14 protein-coding genes are annotated in these 16,794 nt (G+C 48.9%); 8 read left to right on the forward strand and 6 right to left on the reverse strand.

What is annotated here, in order from left to right; genetic code table 11:
• Positions 1 to 18 precede the first annotated feature (18 nt).
• Positions 19 to 2,898, forward strand: coding sequence for a glycosyl hydrolase 115 family protein (locus tag NST07_RS09685; protein WP_342481440.1), 2,880 nt, complete (start codon positions 19 to 21; stop codon positions 2,896 to 2,898).
• A gap of 2 nt (positions 2,899 to 2,900) precedes the next feature.
• On the opposite strand, the gene NST07_RS09690 is transcribed toward NST07_RS09685, so the two are convergent.
• On the reverse strand, positions 2,901 to 3,992 hold the full coding sequence (locus NST07_RS09690; protein WP_341091381.1) for an endospore germination permease: 1,092 nt from the start codon (positions 3,990 to 3,992) through the stop codon (positions 2,901 to 2,903).
• Positions 3,993 to 4,171: 179 nt separating this feature from the next.
• Here NST07_RS09690 and NST07_RS09695 point away from each other — a divergent pair, with 179 nt between their 5' ends.
• Genes NST07_RS09695 through NST07_RS09705 form a run of 3 tightly spaced genes read left to right on the forward strand, consistent with a single transcriptional unit; the run spans position 4,172 to position 7,138 of the window.
• A complete protein-coding gene (locus NST07_RS09695) occupies positions 4,172 to 5,701 on the forward strand; it encodes a spore germination protein (protein WP_341091382.1) in 1,530 nt (509 codons plus the stop codon).
• The gene (locus NST07_RS09700) at positions 5,682 to 6,902 is read left to right on the forward strand and encodes a Ger(x)C family spore germination protein (RefSeq protein WP_341091383.1); all 1,221 of its coding nucleotides are present in this window, start codon (positions 5,682 to 5,684) and stop codon (positions 6,900 to 6,902) included. The genes NST07_RS09695 and NST07_RS09700 overlap by 20 nt, the downstream gene beginning before the upstream one ends.
• Before the next feature lie 5 nt (positions 6,903 to 6,907).
• Positions 6,908 to 7,138, forward strand: a complete 231-nt coding sequence (locus NST07_RS09705; protein ID WP_341091384.1) for a hypothetical protein — start codon at positions 6,908 to 6,910, stop codon at positions 7,136 to 7,138.
• A 310-nt stretch (positions 7,139 to 7,448) separates the two neighbouring features.
• Here NST07_RS09705 and NST07_RS09710 read toward each other — a convergent pair whose 3' ends face one another.
• The 3 genes from NST07_RS09710 to NST07_RS09720 form a co-directional block, all read right to left on the reverse strand.
• Positions 7,449 to 7,991, reverse strand: a complete 543-nt coding sequence (locus NST07_RS09710; protein WP_076113308.1) for an NADPH-dependent FMN reductase — start codon at positions 7,989 to 7,991, stop codon at positions 7,449 to 7,451.
• Positions 7,992 to 8,698: 707 nt separating this feature from the next.
• On the reverse strand, positions 8,699 to 9,322 hold the full coding sequence (locus NST07_RS09715) for a sugar O-acetyltransferase (RefSeq protein ID WP_341377876.1): 624 nt from the start codon (positions 9,320 to 9,322) through the stop codon (positions 8,699 to 8,701).
• A 56-nt stretch (positions 9,323 to 9,378) separates the two neighbouring features.
• A complete protein-coding gene (locus NST07_RS09720; RefSeq protein ID WP_341091386.1) occupies positions 9,379 to 10,410 on the reverse strand; it encodes an ROK family protein in 1,032 nt (343 codons plus the stop codon).
• A 393-nt stretch (positions 10,411 to 10,803) separates the two neighbouring features.
• On the opposite strand from NST07_RS09720, the gene NST07_RS09725 reads away from it, so the two are divergent.
• From NST07_RS09725 to NST07_RS09740, 4 genes are all read left to right on the forward strand, one after another.
• Entirely contained in the window at positions 10,804 to 11,742 is a 939-nt protein-coding gene (locus NST07_RS09725) for an aldo/keto reductase family protein (protein WP_342481441.1), read from the forward strand.
• Between the two features lie 18 nt (positions 11,743 to 11,760).
• Complete coding sequence (locus NST07_RS09730) at positions 11,761 to 12,783, forward strand: SDR family oxidoreductase (protein ID WP_341091388.1); 1,023 nt, start codon at positions 11,761 to 11,763, stop codon at positions 12,781 to 12,783.
• A 174-nt stretch (positions 12,784 to 12,957) separates the two neighbouring features.
• Positions 12,958 to 13,617, forward strand: a complete 660-nt coding sequence (locus NST07_RS09735; RefSeq protein ID WP_341091390.1) for a class I SAM-dependent methyltransferase — start codon at positions 12,958 to 12,960, stop codon at positions 13,615 to 13,617.
• A 76-nt stretch (positions 13,618 to 13,693) separates the two neighbouring features.
• On the forward strand, positions 13,694 to 14,722 hold the full coding sequence (locus tag NST07_RS09740; RefSeq protein ID WP_341091391.1) for a CapA family protein: 1,029 nt from the start codon (positions 13,694 to 13,696) through the stop codon (positions 14,720 to 14,722).
• Positions 14,723 to 14,810: 88 nt separating this feature from the next.
• Here the strand turns inward: NST07_RS09740 and NST07_RS09745 are convergent, their stop codons facing one another.
• Both NST07_RS09745 and NST07_RS09750 read right to left on the reverse strand, forming a co-directional pair.
• Positions 14,811 to 15,647, reverse strand: a complete 837-nt coding sequence (locus NST07_RS09745; RefSeq protein ID WP_341091392.1) for a carbohydrate ABC transporter permease — start codon at positions 15,645 to 15,647, stop codon at positions 14,811 to 14,813.
• Positions 15,647 to 16,537, reverse strand: a complete 891-nt coding sequence (locus NST07_RS09750; protein WP_038588766.1) for a sugar ABC transporter permease — start codon at positions 16,535 to 16,537, stop codon at positions 15,647 to 15,649. The genes NST07_RS09745 and NST07_RS09750 overlap by 1 nt, the downstream gene beginning before the upstream one ends.
• Between the last annotated feature and the right edge of the window lie 257 nt (positions 16,538 to 16,794).

Raw genomic sequence — 16,794 nt, forward strand, 5'->3', positions numbered from 1 at the left:
ACAAGGAGCGACATGGCAATGATAACGAATCGTACAAAGCGCAGTTCCTCGCCGGTCAAGCAATTTACGCTTGTAAAAGAGGGGATCGCGGGCAAGATTTACATAGATCCAAAGGGGGAGGATTATGACGGATTGCACCGGGTGGCCAAGTCTTTTGCCGCAGATGTGCATCTCGTGACGGGTACAGAGCCTTCCATCCTTACACAAAAGGAGCACCTGGCTGGAACGGCTGTTATTGCCGGATCGATTGGCAGCAATGATGTCATTGATACGTTAATTGCAGAGGGGATTCTGGATGTATCCTCCATTCAGGGCAAGCGGGAATGCTACCGGATTCAGAGGGTGGAACATCCGGTTCCCGGAGTAGATCAGGGACTGGTTATCGCCGGGAGTGATAAGCGGGGGACGATATACGGCATCTATGCAATTTCTGAAAGGATTGGAGTCAGCCCGTGGGTATACTGGGGGGATGTTGTCCCGGACAAAAAGCCGCTGCTGGCTTTTTCTGCAGAACAGCTCAATATCACATCCAAGGAACCCTCCGTCAAATACAGAGGGATATTTCTGAATGACGACTGGCCTTCCCTGGGCTCTTGGGTGACTCAGGCGTTTGGCGGCTTCAACGAAGAGTTCTACGATAAGGTATTTGAGCTGATTCTCAGACTGAAAGGGAATTATTTATGGCCAGCCATGTGGAGTGCTGAATTCAGCCTGAACGGCAAAAGCAGCCCGATCGCCAACGCTAGGCATGCTGAAGCATACGGCATCATCATGGGAACCTCCCATCATGAACCTCTGTTCCGGGCAGGCAGCGAATGGCAGAAGGTATACAAGCAGTATGGAACAAGCAACCAGTGGGATTTTGCCCGGAATAAACAGGCGATCACCGATTTCTGGGAAGACGGAATCAAGCGCAATAAGAGCTTTCATAACCTGATCACCCTCGGCATGCGGGGGGAGGCCGATTCCGCACTGGAGGGTTCTGACCGGGAGAATATTGAACTGCTTAAGGACATTATCCTGACACAGAAAGACTTACTACGGAAATACAATCTGGACCATGCGCCGCAAATTCTCGCCGTATACAAGGAAGTAGAGAAATACTGGTATGGCAATGCAGAGGTAAAGGGACTGAAGGACTGGGAGGTCCTGAAGGATGTTACGATTCTGCTGGCTGACGACAACTTCGGCAATCTGCGGAAAATCCCTGCGGTACACGAACAGCACCGTAGTGCCGGCTGGGGCATGTATTATCATTTTGACTATCATGGTGGTCCGCATTCCTATGAATGGGTGAATACCATTCCGCTGGAGAAGGTCTGGGAGCAAATGTCCATGGCGTTCGATTACGGCATTCGCGAGGTATGGGTCGTTAATGTAGGAGACCTTAAGCCCATGGAATTGCCGATATCCTATTTTCTGGATTTGGCATATGACTTTGAAGCTTGGGGGAGCTATGCAATCAACCGGACTGGCGAATATACCAGACGGTGGGTGGAGCAGCAATTCGGCCATTTTCTGGAGGCAGGAAGTATAGAAGGAATCGGCCAGTTGTTATCGGATTACACTAGAATGAATGGCCGGCGCAAACCGGAAATTATCAATACTTCAACCTTTAGTCTTGTGAACGGTCACGAGGCGCAGAGAGTTTTGCAGCTGGCGCTTGGAATTGAAAACGCAGCCGATACCTATAAGGCGTTGATCCCTGAATCGCAGAAGGATGCCTATTATCAGCTTGTCTATTATCCTGCGGTGGCTTCAGCGAATGTGGTCAAAATGCACATCTATGCCGGACTGAGCAAGCTGTACGCTGAGCGGGGCAGTGTTCTGGCCAACACCTATGCGGAGTTGACAACGGAAGCAATTGAGCGGGATAAGGAACTGGAGCATTATTATAACACCCGGCTTTCAGGAGGGAAATGGCAGGGGATGATGAGTTCCCCTCATGTCGGGTATGTCCACTGGGATGCAGAAGGGTGGAAGTATCCTGCGGTGCACATAATTCCTGGCCAGGATTCTCAAATGATCGTTGATGTAGAGGGAACGGAGCAAGGATATGTTACGGGTACGGCTACTCTCCCGGTATTCAGCAATCTGCACCAAGAGATCTATGAGATCACGATCAGCAATGGCGGAGCGGCGGGCTTCATCTATCGGGCAGACTGCAATGCGGACTGGATCAGGCTGGATAGCACGCAGGAGTGGGTTGACACAGGGAAGACGATACAGATAAGTGTGGACTGGGAGAAAGCAAAGGGGAAGGAATCGGGTGAAATTACCCTCTCCGGTGCCGGAGGAACGGTTAGGATCGAGGTATCCTTGGACTCGTTTGACATTCGGGATGTGCCGCCGGCAACCTTTATTGAAGCTCATAATATCGTGGCAATTGAGGCGGAGCATGCTCTAAGCCGCGTTTCGAAAGCCGGAGTCGAATGGAGGATTATCGAGAACTATGGCCGTTCTTTATCCTCGGTCAAAATGTTCCCGGACGGAGCATCTTTTGCCGGGCCGGAGCATGCACCATATCTGGAGTACCGGATTCTGGTACGTCAGGACGGGGAGTACACCTTGACCGCCTATCTTGCCCCGACGAACAATCTGTCACCGGTCAGAGGATTGAAATATGCGGTAGGTTTTGATGGCGAAACTCCGGTGATTGCGGATGCCCTGCCGCCGGACTATGAAGGCGGCAACCATGACAATGAACCTTGGTGCCGCGCCGTTATGGACAATATTCATACGCCCGTCACCTGCCATACGCTGACCCAAGGTGTGCATACTCTCCGTTTTTACGGACTCGCTGCCGGACTGGTTGTGCAAAAGCTGGTGCTGTCTGCTTCCACGCTGCCCTATACCTGCCTTGGGCCGGAGGAGAGCTACAGTACGGGACGGGCGTAAGTTCAGATGCGTTTTTTGATGTGATAGACAATGAGCAGCATTAGCGGGAATACGATGGAATAAGTGAAGTCCCAGTCTACCCAGTAGGCGGGGACTTCTTTGACGTAGAAAATAATATCTTTTGCAATCAGATGGGTCAGCCCGTAAAGCAAAAATGCCACCGGAAAAATTAGGGGACGGTATGATTTCAGCTTCAGCAGCTGGGCGGTCCCTAAGACAAAGGCGTAGAAGTAAAGCGCTGTTTTGAAATAGGTGCTAATAATCCATGTGGTAGCCATTAATGCCTCAAGCCGCTGCAGAAAATTGCCGATGTTGATCCTTTGGGCAAGAATATAGGCTGCATAGAAGTTGTGCTCGGAGAAATAAGCGCCCAACACCGTCAGGGAAAGAAACAAAATAAGGTTCAGTCCAACCCCTCCGATGACCAGGGCGATGAATATATCCCGGCTTGTATTGCTTTGTTTTTTGGCATAGGGATACACCATTAAAAATACGCATAATTCCCCAAACGGATAAAATACCCCGAAAAAGACCGTGTGCAGCAAGTCAGGAAACGGTGTATTCATAATCGGATAGATCTGCTCTATACGCATATCGGGAATCAGCAGAGCGAGCAGACCGATCAGAAAAACCGTAAAGAAAGGGAGGAAAATCTGGGCCGCCCGTCCCAGGGTTTCCAGACCCAGTCTTAAGCCATACACCAGCAGAAAAATGGCCATGAAACGGATAACTCCCCCGGGGGTCGCCTCGTAAACCTGTGTGCACATAAAATCTTCAATTTCCCTGACATAGGTAGAGGCAGCAATGAGAAAAAAGATTAAATAACTCAGAGCTACCGCTCCACCCACCCATTTTCCTAAAATTTGTTGTGAAAGCTCGATAATTGTTTTATTAGGATCAATATTGGCTGTAGTTATCATCAGCTTTAGGGTTGCGAGACCCAAGGGAATACTAATGAGGCCGGCGATCCACGCATCTTCGTGAGCTCCTGCTGTCATTATCGAAGGATATACAAGCGCCATGTCCCCAATAAGAGTGAAAAGCCCGAGTACTATCATTTGAGCTGTACTGATCTGGTCCTTTTCAAGTCTCATGTGATTCCTCCGTATCTGCTGCAAGCCCTCTTAAGCGTTTCAATATTATTTTCCTTAGCATGCAATATCCTTCCATAATTATGCATCCTAAACATAATAGAGGTGGAAACGGACGGGATAATTATCAAATTCCGCATCATACTAAGGACAGTTTGTTCACGATAAACGGAGGTTACTTTATGGAAGATATCCTTAGGAGCCCATTGTCACACCGGCTAGAGGATAATCAGAAGCAGCTATCCCAATTGCTCGGGAAAAGCACCGATCTGATAATCAAAGAATTACAGCTGGATCCATGTACGCAAATTGCAGTGATCTATATAGATGGTCTTGTAGACACGCAGGTGCTGCATAACTCTATTCTTTTTTCCCTTCAGGAAGGCTGTGCCCCGGAGCTGCTGCGGGATCTTGATGCCGGACAGAAGTTTGAGCTTCTGCAGAAACGTATCCTAATCGCAGGAGATCTATCTGTTACTGATGATTTAAGTCAATTTGCGTATCAGCTGATGTCGGGCAATGTGATGGTGCTGGTGGACGGAATATCTAGTGCCCTGCGGATCGGGCTTCCCGGGTGGGATGACCGGAATGTAAGTGAACCCAGCTCGCAATCGGTTGTGAGGGGGCCGATGGAGGCGTTCACAGAGAATATGAGAACGAACACGTCATTGATCCGAAGAAAAATAAAAGACAGTCACCTGTGGCTCGAAACCTTCCAGATCGGCAAGGTGACGCAGACCAGCGTGTCCATTATGTATCTCACTAATCTCGCAAGCCCTGACTTGGTGCTGGAGGTAAAGCGCCGACTGGACCAAATAGATACAGACAGCATTCTGGAGAGCGGATATATCGAGGAATTTATTCAGGATAAGACTGCCACGCCTTTCCCGACGATCTATAACACTGACCGGCCGGATACCATCGCGGCGGGAATTCTGGAAGGGAAAGTGGCGATTCTTGTGGACGGAACGCCGTTTGTCCTGCTGGTGCCTTGCTTTTTTGTCTCCTTTTTCCAATCTGCCGAAGATTATTATCAGCGGTCCGATATTGGCACCTTGCTGCGGTTTGTTCGCTTTCTTTCTTTTTTTATTACGATGCTTGCCCCCTCTTTTTACGTGGCGGTTACTACGTATCATCAGGAGATGATCCCTACCAGTCTGGTCATAAGCCTTGCCGCACAACGGGAGAGCGTCCCGGTTCCGGCATTCGTAGAGGCGCTGCTTATGGAATTGACGTATGAGATTCTCCGGGAAGCGGGCGTGAGAATACCGAAAAATATAGGGCAGGCCATCTCTATCGTCGGTACGCTGGTCATTGGCCAGGCGGCCGTTGCGGCGGGTTTTATCTCATCGGCGATGGTTATTATTGTATCCATTACGGCCATTTCCAGCTTTGTCATACCGGAGTCGGGCATGGCTATTGCTGCAAGAATGATTCGTTTTGTATTTATCGTGCTGGCTGGTTTTATAGGATTGTACGGGATATTGTTTGGCGTGTTTTTGATTGTGCTGCATTTGGCAAGCCTTCGTTCATTCGGCATGCCTTATATGAGTCCGATCGGACCATACGAATCGAAAGATCTGAAGGATTCGATCTTCCGATTTCCTTGGCCGCTTTTAAAGACAAGGCCGGCTAACATGAAAGTACAGAATCTAAATCGTCAAGACACTTCCAAAGGGAAGGAACCGATTTATGAGCCCAATAAAAAGTAAAGTCCTTCGGCTGCTGCTTGCCCTTCTCATTCCCCTGCTGCTTAGCGGTTGCTGGGAAAGAAAGGAATTAAATGAAATAGCCTTTATTCTGGGAATGGGACTGGATAAGGCAGAATCCGGCTACAGGGTCACGATGCAGGTGGTTATTCCTTCTTCGATTTCTTCACAGACAGCTGGAGGAACAAGCGGCGGCGGGGTACCAGTGGTTGTATCCAGCTTCACAGTGCCCACGATCTATGAATCGGACCGGCAATATACTCTCATCAGTTCGAGAACCGCCTACAAAGGGCATATCCGCGTACTGGTGATCGGAGAAGAGCTAGCCCGGGCAGGTATCGCTGAGATACTTGATGTACTGAAGCGGAGCCGGGAGCCGCGAAATGATTATTACGTCATGGTCGCGAAAGGGACCACAGCGGAAGAAGCGCTGAAGGTTCTCACCCCGCTTGATAAAATACCGGCGAATAAATTGTTTAGTTCCCTGGACAAATCCTACAAGATATCAGCCAAAACAACTGCTGTCTCCCTTAACAAGTTCGTTGATGATCTGCTCTATGTAGGAATTAACCCGGTGTTGACCGGAGTGGAGGTGGTTGGCAATGCCAGCGAAGGCGACAAGATGAGCAATCTGGAACAGAGCGTACCTAAAGCCAGTTTGAAATACCGTAGCTTAGCTGTATTTAAGAAAGACAGGATGGTCGGGTGGTTAAGTGATGAAGAGACAAGCGGCTACAATTACATCACCGATAACGTTGTCAAAACCTCAGGTAATTTAATAGGGGACGACGGCCGGCCTATTGTTATTGAAGCGATACGGACAACCACTAAACGGAAAATGAAGATGGTCGGCGGCGAACCGCATATTTATATTCATGTAAAGGCGGAGTGCAATGTGCAAGAAGTCCATAGCAAGGATAACATGGAGGCAGAGAGTGTGATTAGACAACTGGAAAGGAAATCGGAAGAGCGGATAATTCTGCGGATGGAAACTGCCGTCAAGCAAATTAACGAGCGCTACAATGTGGATATCATGGGCTTTGGGCAGATGATCTACCGTGCCAATCCTAAAGCTTGGGCCAGGCTGCAGCAGACAAAGGGGGATAATTACCTGAAATCGCTGCCTGTCCATTACAAAGCCACCATGACGATTAACCGGATCGGTATTACAGACAAATCTTTTATTGACGATGTCAAGGAGTGAGCGAAATGTTGCTGCTGTTATTTCTGGCTATTGCGGCTGTCTGTATAGCTGTCGATGTGCCTTTGCTAAAGCAGGGAAGCAAGACCCGGGATTTGCTGGTCTGGGGCATGCTCTGGATCATGGGCATTGGTGCGACCGTCTGCTTCTTGTACAGAATCAAAGTACCAAGCCCGCTCCTTCTGGTCATGCTGATCTATAGGCCCGTTAACAGCCTGTTTGAATCATGGTTTTATTAGGTTGTCGGAATTGTTAAAACCTTTAGTATGCGCTTGATTAATTGACCATAGGAAACTTGCCTAAAATGGTCTGAAGCATTGAAAGAGGCGAGCCGTACTGCTTTTGACCACTCTTTTTTTATGATCATTGCGGGTGTAGCTGTATTTTTGGCGGCAGCGTCGATATTCGTGCGGTTAGCCGGAGGGCGGTCCAAGGCTCATGATCTTTTAAAGCTTTAGCGCTGGGCACCAGGAGATGAGGAGAGGAGAAAGGGAATAACGCAAAAAAGCCACTTCACGGTGTGAAGTGGCCCGATATACCGTTCCTCTATTATTGACGCAATGTCTTTAGCGCTCCGCTCCAGGCCAGCACTTGATCAAGCATCGCGTTTACATTTGCGGTATGCAGATCAGCCGGTTTGAAGACTGTACCGTTCTCGAAGTCTGTAAACAAGGACAACAGCGGGTGTACCCGGACATCCGCAACCTGCAGTTCACCGAGAATTCCACGCAGGTGTTCAGCGGCGCGTACACCGCCTGCAGAACCATAACTTACGATACCTGCAGCTTTATTATTCCATTCATCACGGGCAGAATCCAGTGCATTCTTGAGTGCTCCCGTAAGGCTGTGATTATATTCCTGGGCAATGAATACGAATCCGTCGAGTGTGGCAAGCTTTGCTCCCCAAGCCTGAGCGGGTGCGTAATCATCACTTTCACCAAGCAGCGGCAATTTGAAATCAGCAATGTCTACGATTTCATAGTTGGCATCTCCGCGAGCGTCTGCGATTCCTTTTACCCATTCACCTACTTGCGGACTTACCCGCCCTTGACGAGTGCTGCCTAGTATAATACCGATGTTCAACTTTGTCATTTGAATTACCTCCTGAGATATTTGTTAGTTTTAGTTTCTAATAACTTATGTGTGTTTATTATAGCATATTACTTTTTTAAAGCAAGTGGTTTTTAGAAACTATTAATTTCTGAATTTGCGAAAGAAATTACTAGAGTGTGTTTCAAACTGAAAGAGCTCTGGGGAAGCAGGGATAATAGTATTGAAAGTAGGGTCCCTAAAAAAGCCCGCAGCAGGTTCGTTTCTCGTGACGGACTCAGGAGACGCTATGGAGAGAAAAACCCCTGCTTATTCTCTTTTGCGGACCCAGACGACACCTTATCTGTTCTGCATTCTATCTAAAAACGGCCATCAGGGAGGAATAACTGCGCTGGAGTCCGTTGTCCTACTGTTACAGGAAAAAATGCCCAAATAGGTGCAACTCGGTCCGTTTATGCTCAGAGCCAGGAATACACTTTCCGGATACGGACGCACTCACGCCTTCGGAAGAAGAGCGGAATCACTATTATAATTCTTTTATTTTGGGATTGGCTGTGACTACAGATAATGTTTGGACTTCCCTATCTAGTAGCGAAACGGCATTCTCCGCGTGTGATCAGAAAAGGGTACCGTATCCATGATTCCTTAGGGCATACAGCAGCAGGTTTTGATGGCGGGTGAAGCGGTTTGAAGACACACTCTAGGCATAATATAAAAAAATCCGCCAAATCGGCGGATTCTGATGCTGCTTATTGATCAATCTCAATGTCTCTATAATATTCGTCTTTGAGAGTTTCCCAATGCTGTTTGTCTTCATCGGTAATGGTTCTAAGCACTTTGCAGGGGTTGCCTACAGCAATAACATTATCGGGAATATCCTTGGTGACTACGGCCCCGGAACCGATGATCACGTTGTTGCCGATGTTGACACCGGGATTTATTACTGTATTTGCGCCGACCCATACGTTGTTTCCAATAGTAATCGGTTTGCCAAATTCGAGCATAGTATTGCGGACTTCCGCATCAATGGGGTGGCCGGCAGTATATACACCTACCCTTGGACCAAATAACACATTGCTGCCTATGGTTACGGGTGCCACGTCAATGATGATGCAGTCATAATTTGCATAAAAGTTATTGCCGATTGTGATGTTGCAGCCATAATCGCAGCGGAAAGGGGGCTCAATATGCAAGGATTCCCCTGTAGAACGGAATAATTCCTTGATCAATTCCACTCTATATCCTAACTGTTCTTCTGTACTGTTGTTGAACAAACGGGTGAGCATTCTGGATTTCTTATGGTCTCGGGCTAATTCCCCGCCTCCGGCAAGGTACAGCTTGCCCGCTAGCATGTTTACTTTGTTTGTCGCCATGATTTCGGCCTCCTGAAGTGTTCTTTATTATCTTTACTGCAAGATTGCCGCCAGAATTACCGGCGTTTCTCAATAAGCTGTAAAGAGTACGTCATGCTGTCGAGTGTGATGGCAATAAGGCCGTTCATGTAATCATCATCAGGATCATCCAGCAGGATAAGCTGAGGCATATGTTCTGCGGGGATGATCTCCAGGCAGCTTTCCAGAATCTGCTGCACATCTTCTTGTCTGAATTGCTCTCCTGTAAGTGCAATGGTCCTCGGATTAATAACCGCGGTCAAGGAAGCTACAGCATGCACTGCCAAAGGGAGAAAGGTATCATCTCCACCTAAGCGGATGAACTGCTCTTCCCGGGAAATTCCAAAGGGCAAAAAAGAAACTTCGCCAGCAAACCGGGTATTTCCCTTGTGAATATGTCCGTCGATTATAATCCCCGAGCCCGGAAAGCTGCCGCGGATAAAGGTCAGCACCACGATGGTTTTGTCTTCATCATAGGACTGTTTGTTGTAGAATCCGTAGGCGGTGAGATTCATATCATTTTCTACAGTGACCTCGACGTTGTACTTCTCCTTAAGCAGTGATTCCAGCGGAACATTGATTAACGAATGGATGTCACAAATATTAATAACACCTTGATGAACAAGACCCGGAATACCGATGCCAACGGCCTTAATATTGTTATATTTCTGTGTGAGCGTTGCGACCAGATGATCAAAGCTTGCCGCGTCGATAAGCTCGGGTTCCAGCAGACCCTGTTCCACAAGTTCACCGGTTGAATTCGTTACCGCAAAAGTTAAGGATAACGAGCCGTCCTCCGTTTTGGCATAGATGCAGGCAATATAGGAGAAATCGGCATTGTACAGGAAACGCCTTGCCGGACGTCCTCCGCTGGAAGCTTCCAGCTCGGTTTCAATAACCTCGCCGGTTTCGACCAGCTCATTGAGGATGTTTCCGCAGGTCGCTATACTTAATCCTGTAACGCTGGCTACCGCAGCCTTTGTGCCTTGCTTCATCGCTTTTAAGGCTTCCTTGATCAGCTCCTGATTGATCCTTTTGACGCGAATGGAATTGTTTGCGATCTGATTCATTGGGTGCATCCTCCATACCTTTGACACTTTCGATATTGGTTATTAAAAGTATTATAAATAACATACCCTGAGTTTTTGCAATTGTCCAGTGAGCCAAAGAAAAAAGCAGCCCTCACCAGGACTGCTGTCTTAAGATCTCAACACCAAATGGACTCTAACGGCTATTCCCGCCGGTATTTATCCCGGTCTGCTTCTATAATTTCACGGATGACCCGGCAGGGATTGCCGGATGCTCCCTTAGCAAATTGGTAAAATAGACCTTTAAATTTTACCATACGATTTCTATTTTATTCAAATAGGATGGAATTTACAGGTGAACTGATCTAAAATAAAAGTTGTGTACAAAACAACCGGAGCCATTAGAGCCGGATCTATGGAGAGGAGCAGTGTGAAATGAAGTATCGCAGATTGGGTGGAACAGGGCTTAAGGTCAGTGAAATCAGCTTGGGAAGCTGGCTGACTTACGGCGGTTACGTGGAACGTGAGAATGCCGTTAAAGCCATTGAAACCGCTTACGGATTGGGTATTAATTTTTTTGATACGGCCAATGTATATGAAAAAGGAGCGGCGGAGAAAGTGCTGGGCGAAAATTTACGCGGATTTCCCCGCGAGTCCTATGTTCTGGCGACCAAGGTTTTCGGCGTTATGGGGGAGGGGCCCAATGACCGCGGATTGTCCCGCAAGCATATTACCGAGCAGTGCCATGCCAGTCTGAAACGGCTTGGGGCTGAATATGTGGACATTATGTACTGCCACCGCTATGATCCGGAAACTCCTATTGAAGAAACACTGCGGACACTGGATGATCTGGTCCGTCAGGGCAAGGTGCTCTATGTGGGTGTAAGTGAATGGACGGCAGCGCAAATGGCGGAAGCACTCGCGGTCGCCGACCGTTACCTGCTGGATCATATCGTTGTTAACCAGCCTATTTATAATATGTTCGAACGTTATATTGAGAAAGAAATCATTCCGCTAGGCCAGCGCAAAGGAATCGGACAAGTTGTCTTTTCCCCGCTTGCCCAAGGTCTGCTGACGGGTAAATACAGCTCCGTCTCTGATATTCCTGAGGACAGCCGGGCAGCTAAGCTGGACTGGATGCGCAAAGGGATAACGGATGAGAAGATTGTCAAAGTGCGTCAGCTTGAGGGTGTTGCGGCTGAACTGGACATTTCTGTCGGCAATTTGGCACTGGCCTGGATTCTGCGTCAGCCTAATGTGGCAAGCGCGCTGGTCGGTGCAAGCCGTCCGGAGCAGGTCGAGGAGAATGTTCTGGCCTCAGGCATAGAGCTCTCCGGGGATATTGTGAGCAAGATTGAAGAGATTCTGGGCTAAAGAAAGGAGCAGACAGAGATGAAGGTACTATTTATCGGAGGGACAGGATTAATCAGCGAGGCCGTCTCCAGACTGGCTGTTCAGCGCGGGATAGAGCTGTATCTGTTTAATCGCGGAGAGCGGGGCGAATTCGTGCCGGAAGGTGCGAAGGTGATCCAGGGAGATATCCGCAAGGGGGCGGAAGCCCGTGAAGTGCTGAAGGGGTATGAATTTGATGCTGTGGTAGACTGGATCGCGTTCACTCCTGAGCAGGTGCAGCTCGACATCGAACTGTTCACCGGCAGGACGAAGCAATATATCTTTATCAGCTCGGCATCAGCTTACCAGAAGCCGCAGCGGCATTACCGGATCACGGAAGAGACGCCGCTTGTCAATCCATACTGGCAGTATTCACGCGATAAAATCGCCTGTGAGGAACTGCTGCTGGAAGCCCATCGCAGCAACGGCTTCCCGGTTACGATTGTCCGTCCGTCGCATACTTATGGCGTTACAGCGATTCCTGCAGCTTTGACGAGCTGGCAGCATCCCTGGTCACTGGTAGAGCGCATCCGCAAAGGCCAGCCCCTCGTGATTCATGGGGACGGAACCTCACTTTGGACGCTGACCCACAATACCGATTTTGCCAAAGGGTTTGTCGGCCTGCTGGGACATGCTGAAGCCATTGGAGAGGCTGTCCATATCACTTCTGATGAAGTGCTGAGCTGGAATCAGATTTATGCTGCCATTGGGGAGGCTGCAGGCAGAGAGCCGAAGGTTGTGCATATCTCCACGGATTTCATCGCAGCCCATACACCGGCGGGCACAGCGGATGGCCTGATCGGGGACCAGGCGGTAAGCAGTGTGTTCGACAACAGTAAAATCAAACGGCTTGTGCCGGATTATAAGGCTACAGTTCCGTTCGCAGAAGGAGTGAAGCTCTCGGTAGCGTGGTTTGAGCGTCATCCTAAGCTGTGCTTGATGGACCAGGAATGGTCGAAGATGGTGGACAATCTGATCAGCAAACATGGCATCGATCCCAAGCTGCTTTCTTATTACGTCTAAGCTTAAGCTCATAGGCTGCACATAAGCTCAAAAAGACGGTGATTCCTAATAAGGATCACCGTCTTTTTGTGGGGAATTTTGTTGCTTATACGTGCTGATGTGAGGGCGTGGCATGAAACGGGGAATCTTGAATATACTCTCACTACCGAAATCCCCTTAAAAGGAGTCCTGGCCATGCCGACACATCCGTATGTCTCCCGTTTTTTTGTAAATTCCGATGCACGCCGTGAGAAGCTGATTTACGATCTGCCGGAATCCTGGTGGAGCCGCCCTTATGAATACGAGTGGTGTACAAACTTTATTTCGCCCCATGATGTGGTGCTGGATGCCGCTTGCGGCATTTCCCATCCGCTGAAGTTCTATCTCGCCGGATTCAGCGACGAGGTCTATGCCTGTGATCTTGATGCCCGCATCCTGTCAAGGGAAGCGATCCTCCAGAACATTGCCGGTGATATCGGAGCCGAAGCGGCACGGCAGGTGGAGGCGAGACGGACAACAAATCTACATCTGGCCCAGGCCGATCTCACCAAGCTGCCGTATGACGATGAGAGCTTTGATACGATTTTTTGCATCTCGGTACTGGAGCATCTGTCGCTGGAGGATTCTGTGCGTGCGGTGCAGGAGTTCCACAGAACGCTGAACGGAGAGGGCCTGCTGGTACTGACCTTTGATTATCCTACAGTCAATCTGCCGCTGATGAACGACGTGCTGCTGCAGTCCGGATTCCAGTATTGGGGGGAGACAGATTTCAATCTTCCTGAGGATGCTGTGCGTACAGATTTGTGGGGCGGACTGAACTGTTTCAGAGCTGTGCTCAAAAAAGCGCAAATCTAGCAGGACTTTATACCCTTCTTTTAAGAATCTGCTTTCAGTATAGTAGAACAATATCTTATAAAAAGGGGCTAGAGTATTGAAAAGATTGGCAATCATTACAGTTATATTATGCCTGCTTGTACCCTCTTCTGCTGTATTTAGCAAAGGGGCAGCGGCGCAGGAGAACATCACACTTGCTTTTGCCGGAGATATTCTGCTGGACGGTTTTGTGGGCGAGCAGATTGCAAAATACGGGGTTCATTTTCCATTCACCAAAGTGGCACCGGTCCTGCAGAAAGCTGATCTTGCGTTTGCGAATCTGGAGACACCGGTATCGGTCAGAGGGAAGGCGGCCGAGAAGACCTTTGCCTTCCGCTCCAAGCCGGAAACATTGGGTGGACTCAGCTATGCGGGAATTGATGGCGTGACCGTGGCCAACAATCATATCCTGGATTACGGGCAGAATGCCATGCTGGATACGTTGGTGCATCTGGACCGGCACAAGATTGGCCATACAGGTGCAGGCAACAATATTGAGGAAGCCTTTAAACCGTATATTAAGACTGTCAAAGGCAAACGGATAGCTGTGCTGGGCACAAGCCGCGTGTTATCCGGCACCTCCTGGTATGCCGGGAAAAACAATCCCGGAGCTGCTTCAGCCTACACTGCGGAGCCGCTGATGGGTGCGATTAAGAAGTCAGCTAAGGACAATGATTATACCATTGTGTATATCCATTGGAACCAGGAGTTCAAGGACTATCCTGAGGACTACGCCCGGACGCTGGCCAAGCAAATGATCGACTGCGGCGCGGATATTATCCTTGGTGCGCACAGCCACAACCTGATGGGGATCGAATATTACAAGCATAAGCCGATCTACTATTCGCTCGGTAATTTTGTATTCAACCGTTCTACGCGCGGCGGAGAGAAGACCCTGCATTCGATGCTGGTCAACTTCACAATCAGCGATAGTGGTGTAACCGGCAAAATTACGCCGGTTAAGATTATCGGCGGACAGCCGAATTTTATGGGCAACGCCTATAATCAGGAGACCATCAAGCGAATGAACAAGCTGTCGTTCAATGCTGTCGTAGCGGCAGATGGTACAGTTACAGAGGATCTTTGACCTCAATAATATAAAGAGCATGTGACCCTAGCCTAATGGCTAATCACATGCTCTTTTTTGTCATATGAAGTGTAACACTGTATTGAAATCAGCCCTTCACTGCCCCGGCGACAACGCCTTTAACAATATACTTCTGCAGGAAGATGAATACGACGATGGACGGCAGTACAGCCATTACCATGGCCGTCATCGCATATTGCCAGTCCGAAGTGTATTGGCCCACGAATGTATAAGCTGCAAGTGTAAGTGTCTTCGTATCCGGAGAGCCGTTGACCATAAGCAGCGGAAGCAGGAAGTCATTCCAGATCCACATGACGTCGATGATGACGATGGTCGTCGTTACCGATTTCAGCAGCGGGAAGATTACACTGAAGAACAGGCGGAAGCCGGAAGCCCCGTCGATCGTGGCGCTTTCATCGATTTCCAGCGGAATGCCTTTGACGAAGCCGTGATAGATGAATACGGCCAGCGGAGCTCCGAAGCCCCAGTACAGCAGACCCAGTCCCCAAGTGCTTTCGGACAGGTTCAGGTTCTTGGCAGTCTGCAGTACGGTCAGCATGATCGACTGGAACGGAATGAGCATCGGCATAATGCAGAGGAAGTAGATCACTCCGCTCCATTTGGATTTCGTCCGTGCAAGCTTATAAGCCGCAATGGATGAAATGAACACGATTCCCAGCAGGCCGACGCCGGTAATAATGAAATTGTTCAGGAACAATCTTGGATAATTGATGAACTCCCACACATAGGAGTAGTTGCTGAAGGTCAGCTTCTTCGGCAGGGCAATAACGTCAGTCATGACCTCACTGAAGCTTTTCAGAGAGTTGATTACGGTCAGGAACAGCGGATACAAGAACAAAAGAGATAGGAGGACCAGAACAACTTCCAGAATGATCTTGCCCGCTTTGCTGTTGTTTGTTTTCATTATGCCTCAACCTCTCTTCTCTTGAAGAACGTAAGCTGGATGATTGTCACGACAAGCACAGCCAGGAAGAGGATGAGCGCTTTTGCCGTACCATATCCGTACAGATTGTTCTGGAAGGTATCCCGGTAAATATCATAAGCGATACTGTAGGTAGTTCCGCCAGGGCCGCCGCCGGTCAGCGACAGGATAACGTCGAACACCTTGATCGAGTTGGTCAGGGCCATGAATACTGAAATGGTGATAGATGGAGCGAGCAGCGGCAGGGTGATGCTGAAGAATCTTCTCAGCGGTCCGGCACCGTCCACGGTGGCTGCTTCCTTCAGGTCTTCAGGTACAGATTGCAGACCGGCAATATAGATGACGAGATAGAAGCCGACCGATTGCCATATGGAGACTCCTAAGATCGAGATGAAGGCCAGTCCCGGCGTTCCTAGCCAGCTTAGGCCGAATATGCCCCAGCCTGTACTTTCTCCGAGGGAGTTGAAGCCTTGCATGAAGATGAATTTCCAGATGAAGCCGACGATAACAAGACTGAGGATATAAGGGATAAAGAAAGCCGCTCTCAGCCAGGAAGTCGTCTTCAGCTTCATGTCCAGAAGCACGGCAAGCAGGATGGCCAGCACGTTAACAAGTATGATGTAGAGCACCGCATATTTGATGGTGAACCACGCTGAATCGGAGAAGTTGGTATCTCCCGTGAAGATCTGCTTGAAGTTATCCAGTCCGACAAATTTGGGGTGTTTGGATATCCCGTTCCATTTGGTCATCGAATAACGGATGGTCATGGCAAAAGGAATGTAGAATGCTACAGCGATACAGATCAGAACAGGAAGCGTGAAAATTCCGAATTCTATTTTCTCACGCCATTTTCTGCCGAGTGTTTTTAACATGGAAGCACCTCTTCTTGTATTTATAGGGTGGGAGCAATGTGCCTGGCTTGCCACACATAACCATTCCGGTTAGTCTATATTGTGTATTATAGAGCAGACCCCTATTCTCAAAAATGGATTTAAGAGTACAGTTAGGGGTAAAAAGGTGAACTGAACAGAACACCGAAAAATTTCTGAAGCTGGAGAAAAGGGTCCTGGCATTTCGCGGAGGCCATCATTTCCGGGTATTGTACCTGCAAGCAAAGGAGGCCGCTGCA

This window comes from Paenibacillus sp. FSL L8-0340, assembly GCF_038593145.1.
Classification (GTDB): domain Bacteria; phylum Bacillota; class Bacilli; order Paenibacillales; family Paenibacillaceae; genus Paenibacillus_AQ.